This window comes from Bosea sp. RAC05 (assembly GCF_001713455.1).
Classification (GTDB): Bacteria; Pseudomonadota; Alphaproteobacteria; order Rhizobiales; family Beijerinckiaceae; genus Allobosea.
The window spans coordinates 2,236,728-2,249,727 of the sequence record NZ_CP016464.1; the positions used below are offsets into that span (position 1 = coordinate 2,236,728).

The 13,000-nt window shown below is 68.3% G+C and carries 14 protein-coding genes, 2 tRNA genes, 1 pseudogene and 1 riboswitch; of the genes and pseudogenes, 8 read left to right on the forward strand and 9 right to left on the reverse strand.

Translation table 11 applies throughout. The annotated features are described in order from the left end of the window. Window positions 1-20: 20 nt before the first annotated feature. From BSY19_RS14050 to BSY19_RS14065, 5 genes and pseudogenes are all read right to left on the reverse strand, one after another. Window positions 21-848 carry a flagellin gene (locus tag BSY19_RS14050; protein ID WP_069054704.1) on the reverse strand — a complete coding sequence of 276 codons (828 nt, stop codon included), beginning with the start codon at window positions 846-848 and terminating at the stop codon, window positions 21-23. Window positions 849-973: 125 nt separating this feature from the next. After that, window positions 974-1,660, reverse strand: a complete 687-nt coding sequence (locus BSY19_RS14055; RefSeq protein ID WP_083247608.1) for an RNA polymerase sigma factor — start codon at window positions 1,658-1,660, stop codon at window positions 974-976. A gap of 389 nt (window positions 1,661-2,049) precedes the next feature. Beyond that, window positions 2,050-2,583 (reverse strand): annotated as a pseudogene (locus BSY19_RS27025) (transposase); the annotation flags it as partial. Window positions 2,584-2,651: 68 nt separating this feature from the next. Beyond that, a complete protein-coding gene (locus BSY19_RS28650) occupies window positions 2,652-3,011 on the reverse strand; it encodes a DUF6538 domain-containing protein (protein WP_442856696.1) in 360 nt (119 codons plus the stop codon). A gap of 91 nt (window positions 3,012-3,102) precedes the next feature. Beyond that, window positions 3,103-3,193: transfer RNA gene (locus tag BSY19_RS14065), tRNA-Ser, on the reverse strand. Window positions 3,194-3,405: 212 nt separating this feature from the next. Here BSY19_RS14065 and BSY19_RS14070 point away from each other — a divergent pair. The 6 genes from BSY19_RS14070 to BSY19_RS14095 all read left to right on the forward strand — a co-directional run bounded on the left by BSY19_RS14070 (window position 3,406) and on the right by BSY19_RS14095 (window position 7,682). Next, a tRNA-Phe gene (locus BSY19_RS14070) sits at window positions 3,406-3,481 on the forward strand. Between the two features lie 218 nt (window positions 3,482-3,699). Then, complete coding sequence (locus tag BSY19_RS14075; protein WP_069054706.1) at window positions 3,700-4,818, forward strand: mandelate racemase/muconate lactonizing enzyme family protein; 1,119 nt, start codon at window positions 3,700-3,702, stop codon at window positions 4,816-4,818. 90 nt (window positions 4,819-4,908) lie between these two features. Continuing rightward, window positions 4,909-5,008: riboswitch (TPP riboswitch) on the forward strand. 90 nt (window positions 5,009-5,098) lie between these two features. Then, window positions 5,099-6,094 (forward strand): glycine oxidase ThiO, encoded by a 996-nt coding sequence (gene thiO / locus BSY19_RS14080; RefSeq protein ID WP_069057108.1) that lies wholly within the window; start codon window positions 5,099-5,101, stop codon window positions 6,092-6,094. Then, window positions 6,078-6,275, forward strand: a complete 198-nt coding sequence (gene thiS / locus BSY19_RS14085; protein WP_069054707.1) for a sulfur carrier protein ThiS — start codon at window positions 6,078-6,080, stop codon at window positions 6,273-6,275. Before thiO ends, thiS begins: the two co-directional genes overlap by 17 nt. A gap of 13 nt (window positions 6,276-6,288) precedes the next feature. Continuing rightward, on the forward strand, window positions 6,289-7,062 hold the full coding sequence (locus BSY19_RS14090) for a thiazole synthase (RefSeq protein WP_069054708.1): 774 nt from the start codon (window positions 6,289-6,291) through the stop codon (window positions 7,060-7,062). Next, complete coding sequence (locus BSY19_RS14095; RefSeq protein WP_171905142.1) at window positions 7,059-7,682, forward strand: thiamine phosphate synthase; 624 nt, start codon at window positions 7,059-7,061, stop codon at window positions 7,680-7,682. The genes BSY19_RS14090 and BSY19_RS14095 overlap by 4 nt, the downstream gene beginning before the upstream one ends. A 165-nt stretch (window positions 7,683-7,847) precedes the next feature. Here the strand turns inward: BSY19_RS14095 and BSY19_RS14100 are convergent, their stop codons facing one another. The 3 genes from BSY19_RS14100 to BSY19_RS14110 all read right to left on the reverse strand — a co-directional run bounded on the left by BSY19_RS14100 (window position 7,848) and on the right by BSY19_RS14110 (window position 10,880). After that, window positions 7,848-8,162 (reverse strand): Rdx family protein, encoded by a 315-nt coding sequence (locus BSY19_RS14100; RefSeq protein ID WP_069054710.1) that lies wholly within the window; start codon window positions 8,160-8,162, stop codon window positions 7,848-7,850. Between the two features lie 83 nt (window positions 8,163-8,245). After that, a complete protein-coding gene (locus BSY19_RS14105; RefSeq protein WP_069054711.1) occupies window positions 8,246-9,301 on the reverse strand; it encodes a DUF3616 domain-containing protein in 1,056 nt (351 codons plus the stop codon). A gap of 91 nt (window positions 9,302-9,392) precedes the next feature. Next, on the reverse strand, window positions 9,393-10,880 hold the full coding sequence (locus BSY19_RS14110; RefSeq protein ID WP_069054712.1) for a carboxypeptidase M32: 1,488 nt from the start codon (window positions 10,878-10,880) through the stop codon (window positions 9,393-9,395). Between the two features lie 83 nt (window positions 10,881-10,963). Between BSY19_RS14110 and BSY19_RS14115 the strand changes: the two genes are divergently transcribed. Beyond that, window positions 10,964-11,242 carry a hypothetical protein gene (locus BSY19_RS14115; RefSeq protein WP_069054713.1) on the forward strand — a complete coding sequence of 93 codons (279 nt, stop codon included), beginning with the start codon at window positions 10,964-10,966 and terminating at the stop codon, window positions 11,240-11,242. 7 nt (window positions 11,243-11,249) lie between these two features. On the opposite strand, the gene BSY19_RS14120 is transcribed toward BSY19_RS14115, so the two are convergent. Continuing rightward, window positions 11,250-12,341: an NADH:flavin oxidoreductase/NADH oxidase gene (locus tag BSY19_RS14120; RefSeq protein WP_069054714.1), complete on the reverse strand. Its 1,092-nt coding sequence runs from the start codon at window positions 12,339-12,341 to the stop codon at window positions 11,250-11,252. A gap of 155 nt (window positions 12,342-12,496) precedes the next feature. On the opposite strand from BSY19_RS14120, the gene BSY19_RS14125 reads away from it, so the two are divergent. Further along, window positions 12,497-12,985, forward strand: coding sequence for a MarR family winged helix-turn-helix transcriptional regulator (locus BSY19_RS14125; RefSeq protein ID WP_069054715.1), 489 nt, complete (start codon window positions 12,497-12,499; stop codon window positions 12,983-12,985). The last annotated feature ends 15 nt before the right edge of the window (window positions 12,986-13,000 follow it).

Here is a 13,000-nt window from a genome sequence, read left to right on the forward strand (position 1 = left end):
CCCACCCCGCCGCCCGGGGCTTACTGCAGCAACTTCAGCAGCTCCTGGGGCATCGAATTGGCCTGGGCCGCGGCGGCGACGGCGGCCTGGGTCTTGACCTTGATCGAGGCGAGGTTCGCCGATTCCGCGGCGACGTCGACGTCCTTGATCGCCGAATTGGCGGCTTCGAGGTTCTCGATGCTGGTCGCGATGGTGTTGGAGCGGAACTCAAAGCGCGATTCGAGCGCACCGATATTGGCCCGCGCGCTGGAGACGGAGTCGATCGCGGCATCGATCGCGGTGATCGCCGTCGTCGCGCCGGCCTGCGTCGAGATGTCCGAGGTGTCCACGCCGAGCTCGGTGGAGGTGAGGGCGTCGATCGTCACGGTGATGGTGTCGCTGGTGGCGTCCGATCCGACCACGACGACCATGCCGGTCGAGAAGTCGCTGGTGCCGTCGAGCAGGCTCTCGCCGTTGTAGCGCGTGCTCTGGGCGATGCCGTCGATTTCCTCGACGAGCTGGGCGAACTCGGCCTGGATGTAGGTGCGCTCGGAATCCGTCACCGTGCCCGAGGCGGACTGCGAGGCCAGCGCCTTCATGCGCTGGAGCATGTCGCTGATGTTGGAAGCGCCACCATCGGCCGTCTGCAGGATCGAGGTGCCGTGCGAGGCGTTGGTTGCGGCCTGGGTCAGGGCCGTCACGTCCGACGAGATGCGGGTCGAGATCGCCAGGCCCGAGGCGTCGTCGGCGGCGGAGACGATGCGCGAGCCGCTGGCCAGCTTGGACAGCGAGGCGGTCTGGTCGGCGGAATTGGCGTTCAGGTAGCGGACCGCCGAATTGGCGGCGAGATTGGTCGAGATCACAGCCATGGCGGCTACTCCTTGCTCCGGTGACGCTCCCCTCCTGGGAGCAGACGCCGCTTTGCGGCGTCCTGGGGTTCAACGGGGCAGGGGCCTGGGGCTGGCACGCGCGGCCGGACTGGCCGCGATCATGGCTAATCGCCGGTAAACGTCCGGCAGATGTCGGCCCGCGCGCTGTCGAGCTGCCGGCGCAGATGCTGGCGCCCGCGCTTGAGCAGCGACTCCACGGCCTGGATGGTTGTGTCCATGACCTCGGCGATCTGCGCGTTGCTGAGGTCGTCGTAGTAGGAGAGGATCAGGGCGACGCGCTGCTGGTCCGGCAGGCGCTCCATCTCCTGGGCGAGCAGGTCGCTGGCCTCGTGACGCTGAAGGGTCGTGAGCGCATCGGGCTGCGCGTCGACCATCTCCGGCGCCTCGTCCATGCCCTCCGTCTTGGGGCGGCGGCGCATGTCGAGGCAGCGATTGGTGACGACGCGGTAGAGCCAGGTCGAGAATTTCGCCCGACCGGCCTGCCAGCTGCCGCGATGACTCCAGATCTTCAGCAGCGAGTCCTGGACGACGTCCTCCGCATCGGCGCCGTTGCGCAGGATTCGCAGCGCCAGCGCATAGGCGCGGTCGACGTGGCGCGACACCAGTTCGCGGAAGGCGCCCTCGTCGCCCCCAGCGATCAGGTCCAGCAATTCGTCGTCACGATCCATTGGCCGGCGGCCCTGCATCCTTTCCGCTGTCCTCGCCGGCATCCCTCCGACGGCAAGCAGCAGGGCGGGGGCGGCGCAATCCGCATGTGACACGAAATCGAGGCGGGATGGCTGGGCATTCATGGTCCGGAAACCTCCAGAAACCACTTCCAGGCCCGGTGCCTGAAAGGGGCGTCTGGAACTGAAACGGAGCAGGGCGCCGAACCAGGCGCGATGAAATCAAAAAAACGTATTTAATTTCATATACTTAGATAGGAAATTTATGCCGGGTCGGCGGCAAAAACTGCCTATTGCGGGCGCCGCGTGACCCCAGGCCCAGCCCTGCGCAGGCTGCGGTGACGCATCTTGGCGAGGACGCCGGGTCGGGAGCCTGATCTTTCCATCCGAATCGAACTCTCCCGCGGCAAGGCCTCGCACAGGTTTCATTGTCTCGACTGAGTGTGCGTTGTGCCGCAAGCGCTGGACATTGATCCGGGCGGCATGCGCGAGCAGCGTCCATCCAATCATCAGCTATAGAGCCGTCTCAGCTTCTTCTGGTTCATCACGATGCCCTGGCGGTCCAGCATGACGTGGATCCTGCGATAGCCGAACCGCCGATGCTCCGTCGCCGCGGCCTTCATCGCCTCGCGCAACAGGGCATCGTCCGGCCGGGTGCTCGTGTAGCGCACCGTCGAGCGGTCGATCTTCAAGGCCAGGCACGCTCGACGCTGGCTCACCGCATGCACCGTGCAGGCATGAGGGACCGCCTTCCGCTTCGCATCGGGCGTCACCATTTTTGCGGCGACATCCTTGAGGATCCCGTTGTCGAGCCTCTGTTCGGCCAGCGGCTTCTTGAGGCGGGCGTCCACAGCGTAAACCCGTTCCGGGTTGATCGCGACGTCCTCTAAGGTCTTCAGCCGGCGTGCATCCGACACGTCCATCCCGCCATACTTGGCCTTGAACTTGTCGAAGGTCGCCGAGGAGATGCCGTGCTTGCGGGCGACGTCAGCCGTCGCCGCTCCGGCCTCCTGCTCCTTCAGCATCCCGATGATCTGCTCCCCGTAAATCGTAAGGGGCGCACTGTCCGTCTCCTTGTATGACGGACTCTGCTCAAATCTGGAGGAGGATCAGGGTCTCAGCTCAGTCGGTCCGAATCTGGTCGGGCTGGGTCAGGTACTGCAGCAGCATGCGATACTTCGCTCGCTGGGCCCATCTGACGCCCGTGCGGTCGAGATCGTCCAATATGATTGACGATGGCATCGAACGCAGTGCGCGCTTCCGGGGGCAACCTCAGAGCGCGAAGCGTCTCAAAAGCCTCCTCGATGACGATCAGAACCGTTCTCGCCCGTTGGCGGGCGACCAGCGGGCTCTTGGTTCTCAGCGAGCGCCGGACGTCCGTCTTCCCGAGGCTCGCGGCCAGTTCCACTGGAACCGCCTTGCGGATCCAGAAGACGTGGCTGCGCCTCGACAGACAGGCTCGGTCGAATCGATGCATACGAGAAACGCCCCCGTGCTGTGACGGGCGGCTGTGACAGAATCGTCCTCGGGAGAGACGATCCACGTACGCAATATCAAGGGCTTAGGAGTGGCGGAGACGGAGGGATTCGAACCCTCGATACCCTTGTGGGGTATGCTCATTTAGCAAACGAGTGCCTTCAGCCTCTCGGCCACGTCTCCGTTGGATGCTCTATGCCCGATGGCCGGGCGCTTTGACAAGCCGTCGCAGCGCGCTTTCGCGCAGCTTTTGCGGCGGGGAGGCGGTGGCAGGCCGGGGCGCCGGGCCGGGGCTACCGGATCGTGACCGGAAAGCCGACGAAGCGACTGGACAGCCCCGCCGGCACTGGCTATACCGCGCCCACCAACAGGGACGCGGCTTTCGCATCCCCGGCGCCCAGATAGCTCAGTTGGTAGAGCATGCGACTGAAAATCGCAGTGTCGCTGGTTCGATTCCAGCTCTGGGCACCATTCCCTTCCTGATTATCGATGGTCTCCGCCCACTCGCCACGGGTCCGCACCACTGCGCTTGGCCTCGCCTGATCTGGCGCGCGGCGACCCGCCCCTCTGCGTCTGCATGTCGGGCGCGCCGCTTCCGGCGTTGAACCGCGTCTCCGGCTGTGGTCGTCTCGGGCCCAACAAGCCGCCGCGGCCCCGATGGTCGCGAGCGGAGGCCCGGGAGGACAGCCATGCGCATCGCCAGAATCGAACCCTTCATCCTGCATATCCCCGTCACCGGCGGGTCGATCGCCGATTCGACGCATCGGATCAGCCATTGGGGCGTCGTCGGCACCAAGATCGTCACGGAGGAGGGGCTGGAGGGCTATGGTTTCACCGGCACCCATGCCGATCTGCCCTCCGACCGGCTGATCACCGCCTGCATCCGCGATTGCTACGCCCCGCTGCTGGTCGGCGAGGATGCCTCGGAGAGCAACCGGCTCTGGCTCAAGCTCGCCCGGCACCCGGCCCTGCAATGGGTCGGTCGCGCCGGCATCACCCAGCTCGCGCTCGCTGCGGTGGATGTCGCGCTCTGGGATCTCAAGGCGAAGAAGGCCGGCGTGCCGCTCTGGCACCTGCTCGGTGGCGCCAGCAAGCCGAGGCTCGAGGCCTACAACACCGATATCGGCTGGCTCTCGATCCCGAAGGACCAACTGATCGAGGGCTGCCGGAGGGCCGTCGAGCAGGACGGCTTTCACCGCATCAAGGTCAAGGTCGGCCATGCCGATCCCGGCATCGACATCGGCCGGCTCGAGGCGGTGCGGCGGGCGGTCGGCCCGCATGTTTCGCTCGCCATCGACGGCAACGGCAAATGGGATCTGCCGACCTGCAAGCGCTTCTGCGCCCGGGCCGAGCCGCTCGACATCTTCTGGTTCGAGGAGCCGCTCTGGTATGACGATGTCGGCTCGCATGCCGCGCTCGCCCGCGACACGTCGATCCCCGTCGCACTCGGCGAGCAGCTCTATTCGCTGGACGCCTTCCGCGCCTTCATCGCGGCGGATGCGATCCACTATGTCCAGCCCGATGTGACCCGGCTCGGCGGCATCACCGAATACATCCAGGTCGCCGATCTCGCTCTGGCGAGCCGCCTGCCGGTTGCGCCCCATGCCGGCGAGATGAGCCAGGTCCATGTCCATCTCGCCTATTGGCACCAGGCGACGCCGGTCCTCGAATACATCCCCTGGATCAAGGACGCCTTCGAGGAGCCGGCCAACGTCGTCGATGGCTGCTTCCTGAAACCCCAGCGGCCGGGCGCCGGCACGACACCGACGAACGACGCCTTCGCTCGCTTCGCCAAGCCGCTGGGCTGATGCTGCCGCTCGGCTGACGCGCGCAGGGCGGCTCGGCTGCGCCGGCATGGCGCCGGGCTTGCCGCTGGGCAACGTCGGACCTAAATTGAGGTCGATCCGTTGGGGTGCCGCAAGGCTGAGAGGCGCAAGTCGCCAACCCATCGAACCTGATCCGGATAATGCCGGCGAAGGGAACGGTCGTCGCAGCGTCGCTTCACCCGTCCTGCCACGGCCGCAGCCTTCACGGCCGCGAGGGTAGGGCATGCCGCACGCATCCATTCCGTCTCGATCCCCGGCGCCGCTGCGCGTCGGCATCGTCGGCGCCGGCGTCGTCGGCCTCGCCTGCGCGGTCGAACTGCTCGGGCGCGGCGCCGAGGTCGAGATTTTCGAGCGCGGCGAAACGGCCGGGGCCAAGGCCTGCTCCTGGTGGGCCGGCGGCATGCTGGCGCCCTGGTGCGAGGGCGAGAGCGCCGAGGAACCGGTGGTCCGGCTCGGCCAGGAGGCCGCCTCCTGGTGGGAGCGCCATGTCGAAGGCGTGGTCCGCAAGGGCACGCTCGTGGTCGCTCCCAGCCGTGATCGCGCCGAACTGCGCCGCTTCGCCAGCCGCACCTCCCATCTGGTCGAGATCGAGGCCGAGGCCATCGCCGCGCTCGAGCCCGATCTCGCCGGGCGCTTCGGCAAGGCGCTGTTCTTCGAGAGCGAGGGCCATCTCGATCCGCGCCTCGCGCTGGCAGGACTAGCGGCGAAGGTGATCGCGCTTGGCGGGCGCATCCATTACGGCCGCGAGGTCGCGCCCGAGGACGTCGCGGCTGACGCGGTGCTGGATTGTCGCGGGCTCGCCGCCCGCGGGGCGCTGCCCGATCTGCGCGGCGTCAAGGGCGAGATGCTGCTGCTGCGCACCCGCGACGTCACCCTGTCGCGTCCCGTTCGGCTGCTGCATCCGCGCATCCCGCTCTATGTCGTGCCGCGGGCGGACGGCATCTTCATGGTTGGCGCGACGATGATCGAGGGCGGCGACCGCGGCGCCGTCACCGCGCGTTCGATGCTGGAACTGCTCGGCGGCGCCTATGCGCTGCATCCGGCCTTCGGCGAGGCGCAGATCGTCGAGATCGGCGTCGATGCGCGCCCAGCTTTCCCCGACAACCTGCCGCGCTTGACGCGCCGCGGCCGGGTGATCCATGTCAATGGCTTCTATCGGCACGGTTTTCTGCTGAGCCCCGCGATGGCGCGGCTGGCGTCGGACGCCCTGCTCGATCCCGCCAGCATCCCGGAGAGGCTTCATGACGTTGCTGCTTAACGGCGAGCCGCGCGAGGTCGCCGCCACCACGCTCGAGCAGGCGCTGGCCGAGCTCGGCTATGCCGGCAAGATCGTGGCCACCGCGGTGAACGGCGACTTCGTTCCGGCCCGCAAGCGCGAGACCGTGACGCTGGCGGAGGGCGACCGGATCGAGGTCGTCGCCCCGATGCAGGGCGGCTGAGAGGATCACCGACATGGCGAGCTTCTATGGTTTCGAGCCGAAGAGCCGGCTCTTCCTCGGCACGGCGCAATACCCGTCCCCCGCCATCCTGGCGGAGGCGGTGAAGGCGTCGGGCGTCGAGATCGTCACCGTCTCGCTGCGGCGCGAGGCGGGCGAGGGCGGGGCAGGGCAGGCCTTCTGGTCGCTGATCCGCGATCTCGGCGTGCGCGTGCTGCCCAACACGGCCGGCTGCCACGGCGTCAAGGAAGCCGTCACCACCGCCCAGATGGCGCGCGAGGTCTTCGGCACGAACTGGATCAAGCTCGAGGTCATCGGCGAGGACGACACGCTCCAGCCCGATGTCGTCGGGCTGATCGAGGCGGCGCGCATCCTCACGAACGATGGCTTCGAGGTCTTCCCCTACACCACCGAGGATCTCGTCGTCGGTGGCCGCCTGCTCGATGCCGGCTGCGAGGTGCTGATGCCCTGGGGCGCGCCGATCGGCTCGGGGCGTGGACTCAACAATGTCTACGGCCTGCGCAGCATGCGCGCGCATTTCCCCGGCATCCCGCTGGTGGTCGATGCCGGCATCGGCCTGCCATCCCACGCCGCCCAGGCGATGGAGCTGGGCTATGACGCGATCCTGCTCAACACCGCGGTGGCCAAGGCGGGCGATCCGGTGCTGATGGCGCAGGCTTTCGCGAAGGCAATCGAGGCCGGCCACCAGGCCTTCCAGGCGCAGCCGATCGAGGCGCGCGACATGGCCGCGCCCTCGACCCCGGTCATGGGCAAGGCGTTCCTCTCATGAAAGCATCCACCGTGAAGCTCGACCCGTTTTATCCGATCTTCGACAGCGCCGACTGGCTCGCCCGCATGCTGCCGCTCGGCGTCAGGCTGGTGCAGCTGCGCGTCAAGGACCGGAGCGAAGCCGAGACCGGCCGCGAGATCGCCCGCGCGAAGACGCTCTGCGCAGAAGCCGGCTGCGTGCTGGTCGTGAACGATTACTGGCGGCTCGCCATCGAGGAGGGCTGCGACTTCGTCCATCTCGGCCAGGAGGATCTCGACGGCGCCGATCTCGCCGCCATCCGCAAGGCCGGGATGCGGCTCGGTGTCAGCAGCCATGACAAGGCCGAACTGGAGCGTGCGCTTGGCACGCAGCCGGACTATATCGCGCTCGGCCCGGTCTATCCGACCATCCTGAAGGCGATGAAATGGGCGCCGCAAGGGCTTGAGCGCGTCACCGAGTGGAAGCGCCGCCTCGGTGACATCCCGCTCGTCGGCATCGGCGGTGTCTCGCTGGAGCGCGCGCCGGGCGTCTTCGAAGCGGGCGCCGACATCGTCTCGGCGGTCACCGACATCACGCTGAACGCCGATCCGGAAGCGCGGCTGAAGGCCTGGATCGCGGCGACGCGCAGTCGCGCCGCCTAACCCCGGCCAGCCTGACTCCGAACCACCCTCGTCATCCTGGACAAGCGGCGCAGCCGCGCGGGCCGGGATCCATCATAAGGCACCGACAACGCCCGATGATGGATCCCGGGACGACCTTCGGTCGCCCAGGATGACGGTGTGGTTCCGAGGGCGACGAAATCGCGCTCAAACGCTCTCCGCCGCCGCATGCCCGTCGACATGGCCGAGGCTGCGCTCGGGATCGAGCCGGTCGCGGACGCGCTGCTTCAGCACCTTGGAATCGGGGAAGCCGCCCTCGCTCTTGCGGTCCCAGATCAGCTCGCCCTCGTAATGGATCTGGAAGATGCCGCCGGTGCGCGGGATCAGCGCGACCTCGCCGAGATCCTGCCCGAAGGTCGAGAGCAGCTCCTGGCCGAGCCAGGCGGCGCGCAGCATCCACTGGCACATCGAGCAATAGGTGATGGTGATCCGGGGCAGGGGGCGGGCGGCGGTCTCGGTCATGGGCGTCAGGCTTTCGCAGGATGGGCGTGGCCTTCGAGACCATGCTTGGCCCACCCGGCGCAAGGCCGTTCCGGCATGGCCGCTCAGCGGGGAATGCCGAAGCGCAGCGCGCCGCCGTCGCACAGCCCGTCCGACAGGATCAGCGCCTCATAGGGACGCCCCGGCTCGTCCGAGAGCACGGCGATCGCCTCCGGCTTGATCTCCTCGTCGCAGCCGCGCAGCGTGACGCCGCCGAGATCGAGGCTCGCCAGCGGCCGGATGGTCTCGTCCGCGCCCGTCCAGTGCAGCACCGCAAAGCCGCGGCCCTCATTCGCCTTGTCGTCGTCCGGCCCGGCCAGGATCAGGAGGCCGTCGCCGACGGCCACGAGATCGCGCACCGAGCGTCCCGGCCCAAGCGGAAGCGTGAACAGCTTCGGATCGGCCGGACCACTCTCGAACAGGGCCTTCTTGTCGACCGACAGGACCTTGGCACCGTCCTTGGCGACCGGCCCCCGGAAGCCGACGAAGAGCCGCTCGCCCTTCACCGCCAGCCCCTCGATGTTCACGCCGTTGCGGCCGGGCGGAACCGTGCCGAGGCACATGCCGTCGCCGACATGCGGCTTGAGGCCGGGGAGAGTGCCCATCAGGCGCCACAGGGCGTCCTTGTCGGCGATGTCCTTCGGCCGGCCGGAGCCGTCGAGAACGGCGCGCCCGGTCTTCGGGTCGAGCCCGAAGCGGATGAGATGGCGGCTCTCCGGATTGCTCTTGCAGTCGCTGCGCTTGGCGCTGTGCGATCCCGCGACGTAGTAGAAGCGCCCGTCGGTCGCCGCCGCCTCCGCGTCGAGCTCGACCTTGCCCGGCAGCAGCACGATCCGCTCGCCCTGGGGACGCAGGGCGGCGCCCTCCAGCGTCAGGTAGCGCGCCTCGCCGCCTTCGTCGAAAACCGCCAGGCACAGACGCGGGGCGCCTACGGGGAGGGGCGGACAGGCGATCCCGCTCAGCGACTGCCGCGTCTTCTTCGGCTTGCTGGCGAAGGCGAAACCGTCGCCAGCCTCGAGCGGGCCGGCACTCGGCCGGATCGCCGGTGGCTCCGCCGTCTGTGTCGAAGCGGCTGGCGCGAGCGCGACGCACAGCCCGATCAGCACGGTGGCCCCAAGCATCCTTCGCATCGTCATGACCGGCGCCCCTCTGATCGAGTTGCAGCAGAATAGGCACTAATCTCGAATTAATGCAACCAAAGGTTGCGATGAGTCAGCCGCCATAGCGCCGCTGGAGATGCGCCTTGAACACCGAGGCATCGAGCGGGCGGCCGGTCGCCTGCGTCAGCAGATCGTCGGTCTCCAGCAGGCAGCCCTGGCTGTGGATATGGCTGCGCAGCCAGGCCAGCATCGGCGCAAAATCGCCCCGGCCGATGCCGGGCAGGATCTCGGGCTGGGCCTGGCAGGCGGCCTCGAAGATCTGGGCGGCGGTCATGGCGCCCAGCGTATAGGTCGGGAAATAGCCCCAGCCGCCGCTCGGCCAATGCACGTCCTGCAGGCAGCCGAGGCGGTCATGGGGAACGGTGACGCCGAGCAGATCCTTCATCCCAGCGTTCCAGGCGGCGGGAAGCTCCGACAGCGGCATCGCGTCGGCGATCAGCGCCTTTTCCAGCCGGTAGCGCAGGATGACATGGGCCGGATAGGTCACCTCATCGGCATCGACGCGGATGAAACCGGGCTCGACCTTGGTGTAGCGCCGCCACAGCGCCTGGGTCTCCCAGGCCGGGCCGGAGCCTCCGAAGGCTTCGCGCATCAGCGGCGCGGCATAGGCGATGAACTCTTCCGAGCGGCAGGCCTGCATCTCGACCAGAAGCGACTGGCTCTCATGCAGGCTCATGCCACGGGCCTGGCCGACCGGCTGATGGAGATAACCCTGCGGCCGGCCCTGCTCATAGAGCGCATGCCCGGTCTCGTGCAGCACGCCCATCAGCGCCTTGGCGAAATCGGCCTCGTCATAACGGGTGGTGATCCGGACATCATTGTCGGCGCCGCCGCAGAACGGATGGGTGGAAACGTCGAGCCGCCCGCGCTCGAAATCATAGCCGAGCGCCGCCATCATCCGGAGGCCGAGCGCCCGCTGCGCCTCGATCGCGAAGGGCCCTTCCGGATCGGGCGTCTGCGGGCGCCGCGCCTGAACCGCCAGCACCTCTTGCGTGAAGCCCGGCAGGAAGGCGGCGAGATCGTCGAAGAGCGCATCGATCTTGGCCGAGCGCCCGCCCGGTTCGTAGTCGTTCAGCAGCGCGTCGTAAGGAGACAAGCCCAGCTTCTCGCCCTTGGCCCGACCGATCTCGCGCTGAATCGTCAAAACCTCGGCCAGATACGGCAGCAGGCCGGCGAAATCGCTCTCTGCCCGCGCCTGCCGCCAGCGCATCTCGCAGGCCGAGATCGCCTTGGAGGAGGCCTCGACGAGATCGGCCGGCAAGGCGGTCTCGACGGTCCAGAGCCGCCGGATCTCGCGCAGATTGGCCCGCTCCCAGGGCCCGAGCCCGTCCTGCACCTCGGCCTCCGCCAGCCAGTCGCCGATGCGGGCATCGGTGGTCAGCCCGTGATGCATCACCCGCAGCAGCGCCAGGCTCTCGGCTCGTGTGCCGGCCGCGCCCTTGGGCATCATCACGTCATTGTCCCATTGCAGGATGCCGATGGCGTTCCCGAGCGCGGCGGCCCGGCCGAAATGGGCGGAAAGGTTCGCATAGGCGGTCATGGCGTGTCCTCGGGTCTCGATTGCGGGCCGCCACGGGTGCAGCTAGCATTCGTCATCTGATGCGGCGCTGGAGCGTGAACCCCATGGCGGTCAAGGCTTCGGCATGTGCCGGTCTGCTGTTCCTGTGCGCCTGCCAGGGCACCATCCCGACCTATGGCTTCCAACCCCTGGCGGGACCGCCGGCCATCCCGTCGGGCGAGGCCGATGCGACCTGCCTCGGCCGTGCGGCGGCGGCCAAGCGCGCGGCGGCCGCCAACATCTGGGCCCAAGGCGGCGAACCCGCCTATCACCAGACCTACGCCGCCTGCATGGCGTCCTTCGGCTGGAAGCGCATCGTGGTCAGCTCCTACCGCTACGGCTGAGCCTGCCTCAGCCGAACAGCGTCTTGAACTGCCGCGGCTGCGAGCGGAGATACTGGTTGGGCACCTTGACCGTGGCGCCGAGCTGAGCGGCGGCATGCCAGGGCCAGCGCGGATCGTAGAGGATGCCGCGCGCGATGCCGACGAGATCGGCGTCGCCCGTGCCGACGATCGCCTCCGCCTGCTCGGCCTCGGTGATCAGCCCGACCGCGATGGTCGGCAGGCCGGTCGCCTGCTTCACCGCCCGCGCGAAGGGCACCTGGTAGTTCGGACCGAGCGGGATCTGCTGCGCGCCGGAATTGCCGCCGCTGGAGACATGGATGAAATCGGCCCCGCGTGCCTTCAGCGCCTGCGAAAAAGCGAGCGTCTGCTCGAGGTCCCAGCCACCCGGCACCCAGTCGGTCGCCGACAGCCGCACGCCGACCGGGTAGTCGGCGGTGACCACGGCCTTCACCGCCTCGAAGGCGGCGAGCGGGAAGCGCATCCGGTTCTCCAGCGAACCGCCGAAATCATCCTCGCGCTTGTTGGAGAGCGGCGAGAGGAACTGGTGCATCAGATAGCCATGGGCAGCGTGGAGCTCGATCGCGGCGAAGCCCAGCCGCACCGAGCGCCGGGCCGCTTCCGCGAACTGCTCGCAGAGCCTGGCGATGTCGTCGCTCGTCAGCGCGCGGGGCTGGCGTGCATGGCCGTCGAAGGCAACCGGGGAGGGGGCGATCGTCTGCCAGCCGCCGGCATCCAGCGCGAGCTGACCGCCGCCATGCCAGGGCTGCGCAACGGACGCCTTGCGGCCCGCATGGGCGAGCTGGATCGCGATCGGCATGTCGGAATGAGCGCGTACGGCCTTCATCGTCCGGGCCAGCGCGGCCTCCGTGCCGTCGTCCCAGAGCCCGACATCCTGCGGGCTGATGCGCCCGGCCGGCTCAACGGCCGTCGCCTCGATGATCAGCAGGCCGGCGCCCGAATGCGAGAGATTACCGAGATGGATCGTATGCCAGTCGGTCGTGTGGCCGTTCTCGGCCGAATACTGGCACATCGGCGCGATCACGATGCGGTTGGCGAGGGTCAAGCCGCCGATTTGGAAGGGGCTGAAGAGCTGGCTCATCACGGGTCTCCTGAGGCGAACCCGGTATAGGCGCCTGCCGCGCCCGCGGCCACTCCCGCCGGCGCGCATCAAGAGATTGTGCGGGCGCGAAAGGATGCCCCGCTTTGGCCGCAATCGGGGCAATTGATAAGCCTGCTTATCATAAGGAGACTGCAATGGAGCGGCCCCTTCGGCGCGAGCTGATGTTCCAGATGGTCGAGACGGCGCGGCTGATGCGCACCCATGTCGACCAGCGTGCCCGCGAGCACGGCACCACCCGCGCGCAATGGGGCGTCCTCTCGCGGCTGCGCCGCCGCGAGGGCCAGAACCAGGTCGCGATGGCCGAGCAGCTCGACATGCAGCCGATCTCGGTGGCGCGGCTGATCGATCGGCTCGAGGGGCAGGGGCTCGTCGAGCGCCGGGCCGATCCCGCCGACCGACGCGCCCACCTGCTTTACCTGACGCCACAGGGGCGGGCGCTGGTCGAGGGGCTGGACGCGCTGCGCACCGAGATCGCCGCCGAATTGCTCGGTGGCGTCGAGGACGAGGCCCTGCGCGCCACGCTCGACACGCTGGCCACCATCCGCAGCCGCATCCGCGACGGCCGGCGTGAACGCCAGGCCGGACCCGCCGTTCCAACCGCCGCCACCGCCGGCGCAGCCTGAATTCACCGGAGCCGA

Bases quoted from the DNA above. Each gene is read 5' to 3' on its own strand.
- BSY19_RS28650 (WP_442856696.1), bottom strand. From the start codon at position 3,011: ATGCATCGATTCGACCGAGCCTGTCTGTCGAGGCGCAGCCACGTCTTC.
- BSY19_RS14095 (WP_171905142.1), top strand. From the start codon at position 7,059: ATGAAAGCATCCACCGTGAAGCTCGACCCGTTTTATCCGATCTTCGAC.
- BSY19_RS14055 (WP_083247608.1), bottom strand. From the start codon at position 1,660: ATGAATGCCCAGCCATCCCGCCTCGATTTCGTGTCACATGCGGATTGC.
- thiS (WP_069054707.1), top strand. From the start codon at position 6,078: ATGACGTTGCTGCTTAACGGCGAGCCGCGCGAGGTCGCCGCCACCACG.
- BSY19_RS14125 (WP_069054715.1), top strand. From the start codon at position 12,497: ATGGAGCGGCCCCTTCGGCGCGAGCTGATGTTCCAGATGGTCGAGACG.
- BSY19_RS14115 (WP_069054713.1), top strand. From the start codon at position 10,964: ATGGCGGTCAAGGCTTCGGCATGTGCCGGTCTGCTGTTCCTGTGCGCC.
- BSY19_RS14110 (WP_069054712.1), bottom strand. From the start codon at position 10,880: ATGACCGCCTATGCGAACCTTTCCGCCCATTTCGGCCGGGCCGCCGCG.
- BSY19_RS14105 (WP_069054711.1), bottom strand. From the start codon at position 9,301: ATGCTTGGGGCCACCGTGCTGATCGGGCTGTGCGTCGCGCTCGCGCCA.
- BSY19_RS14075 (WP_069054706.1), top strand. From the start codon at position 3,700: ATGCGCATCGCCAGAATCGAACCCTTCATCCTGCATATCCCCGTCACC.
- BSY19_RS14090 (WP_069054708.1), top strand. From the start codon at position 6,289: ATGGCGAGCTTCTATGGTTTCGAGCCGAAGAGCCGGCTCTTCCTCGGC.
- BSY19_RS14050 (WP_069054704.1), bottom strand. From the start codon at position 848: ATGGCTGTGATCTCGACCAATCTCGCCGCCAATTCGGCGGTCCGCTAC.
- BSY19_RS14120 (WP_069054714.1), bottom strand. From the start codon at position 12,341: ATGAGCCAGCTCTTCAGCCCCTTCCAAATCGGCGGCTTGACCCTCGCC.
- BSY19_RS14100 (WP_069054710.1), bottom strand. From the start codon at position 8,162: ATGACCGAGACCGCCGCCCGCCCCCTGCCCCGGATCACCATCACCTAT.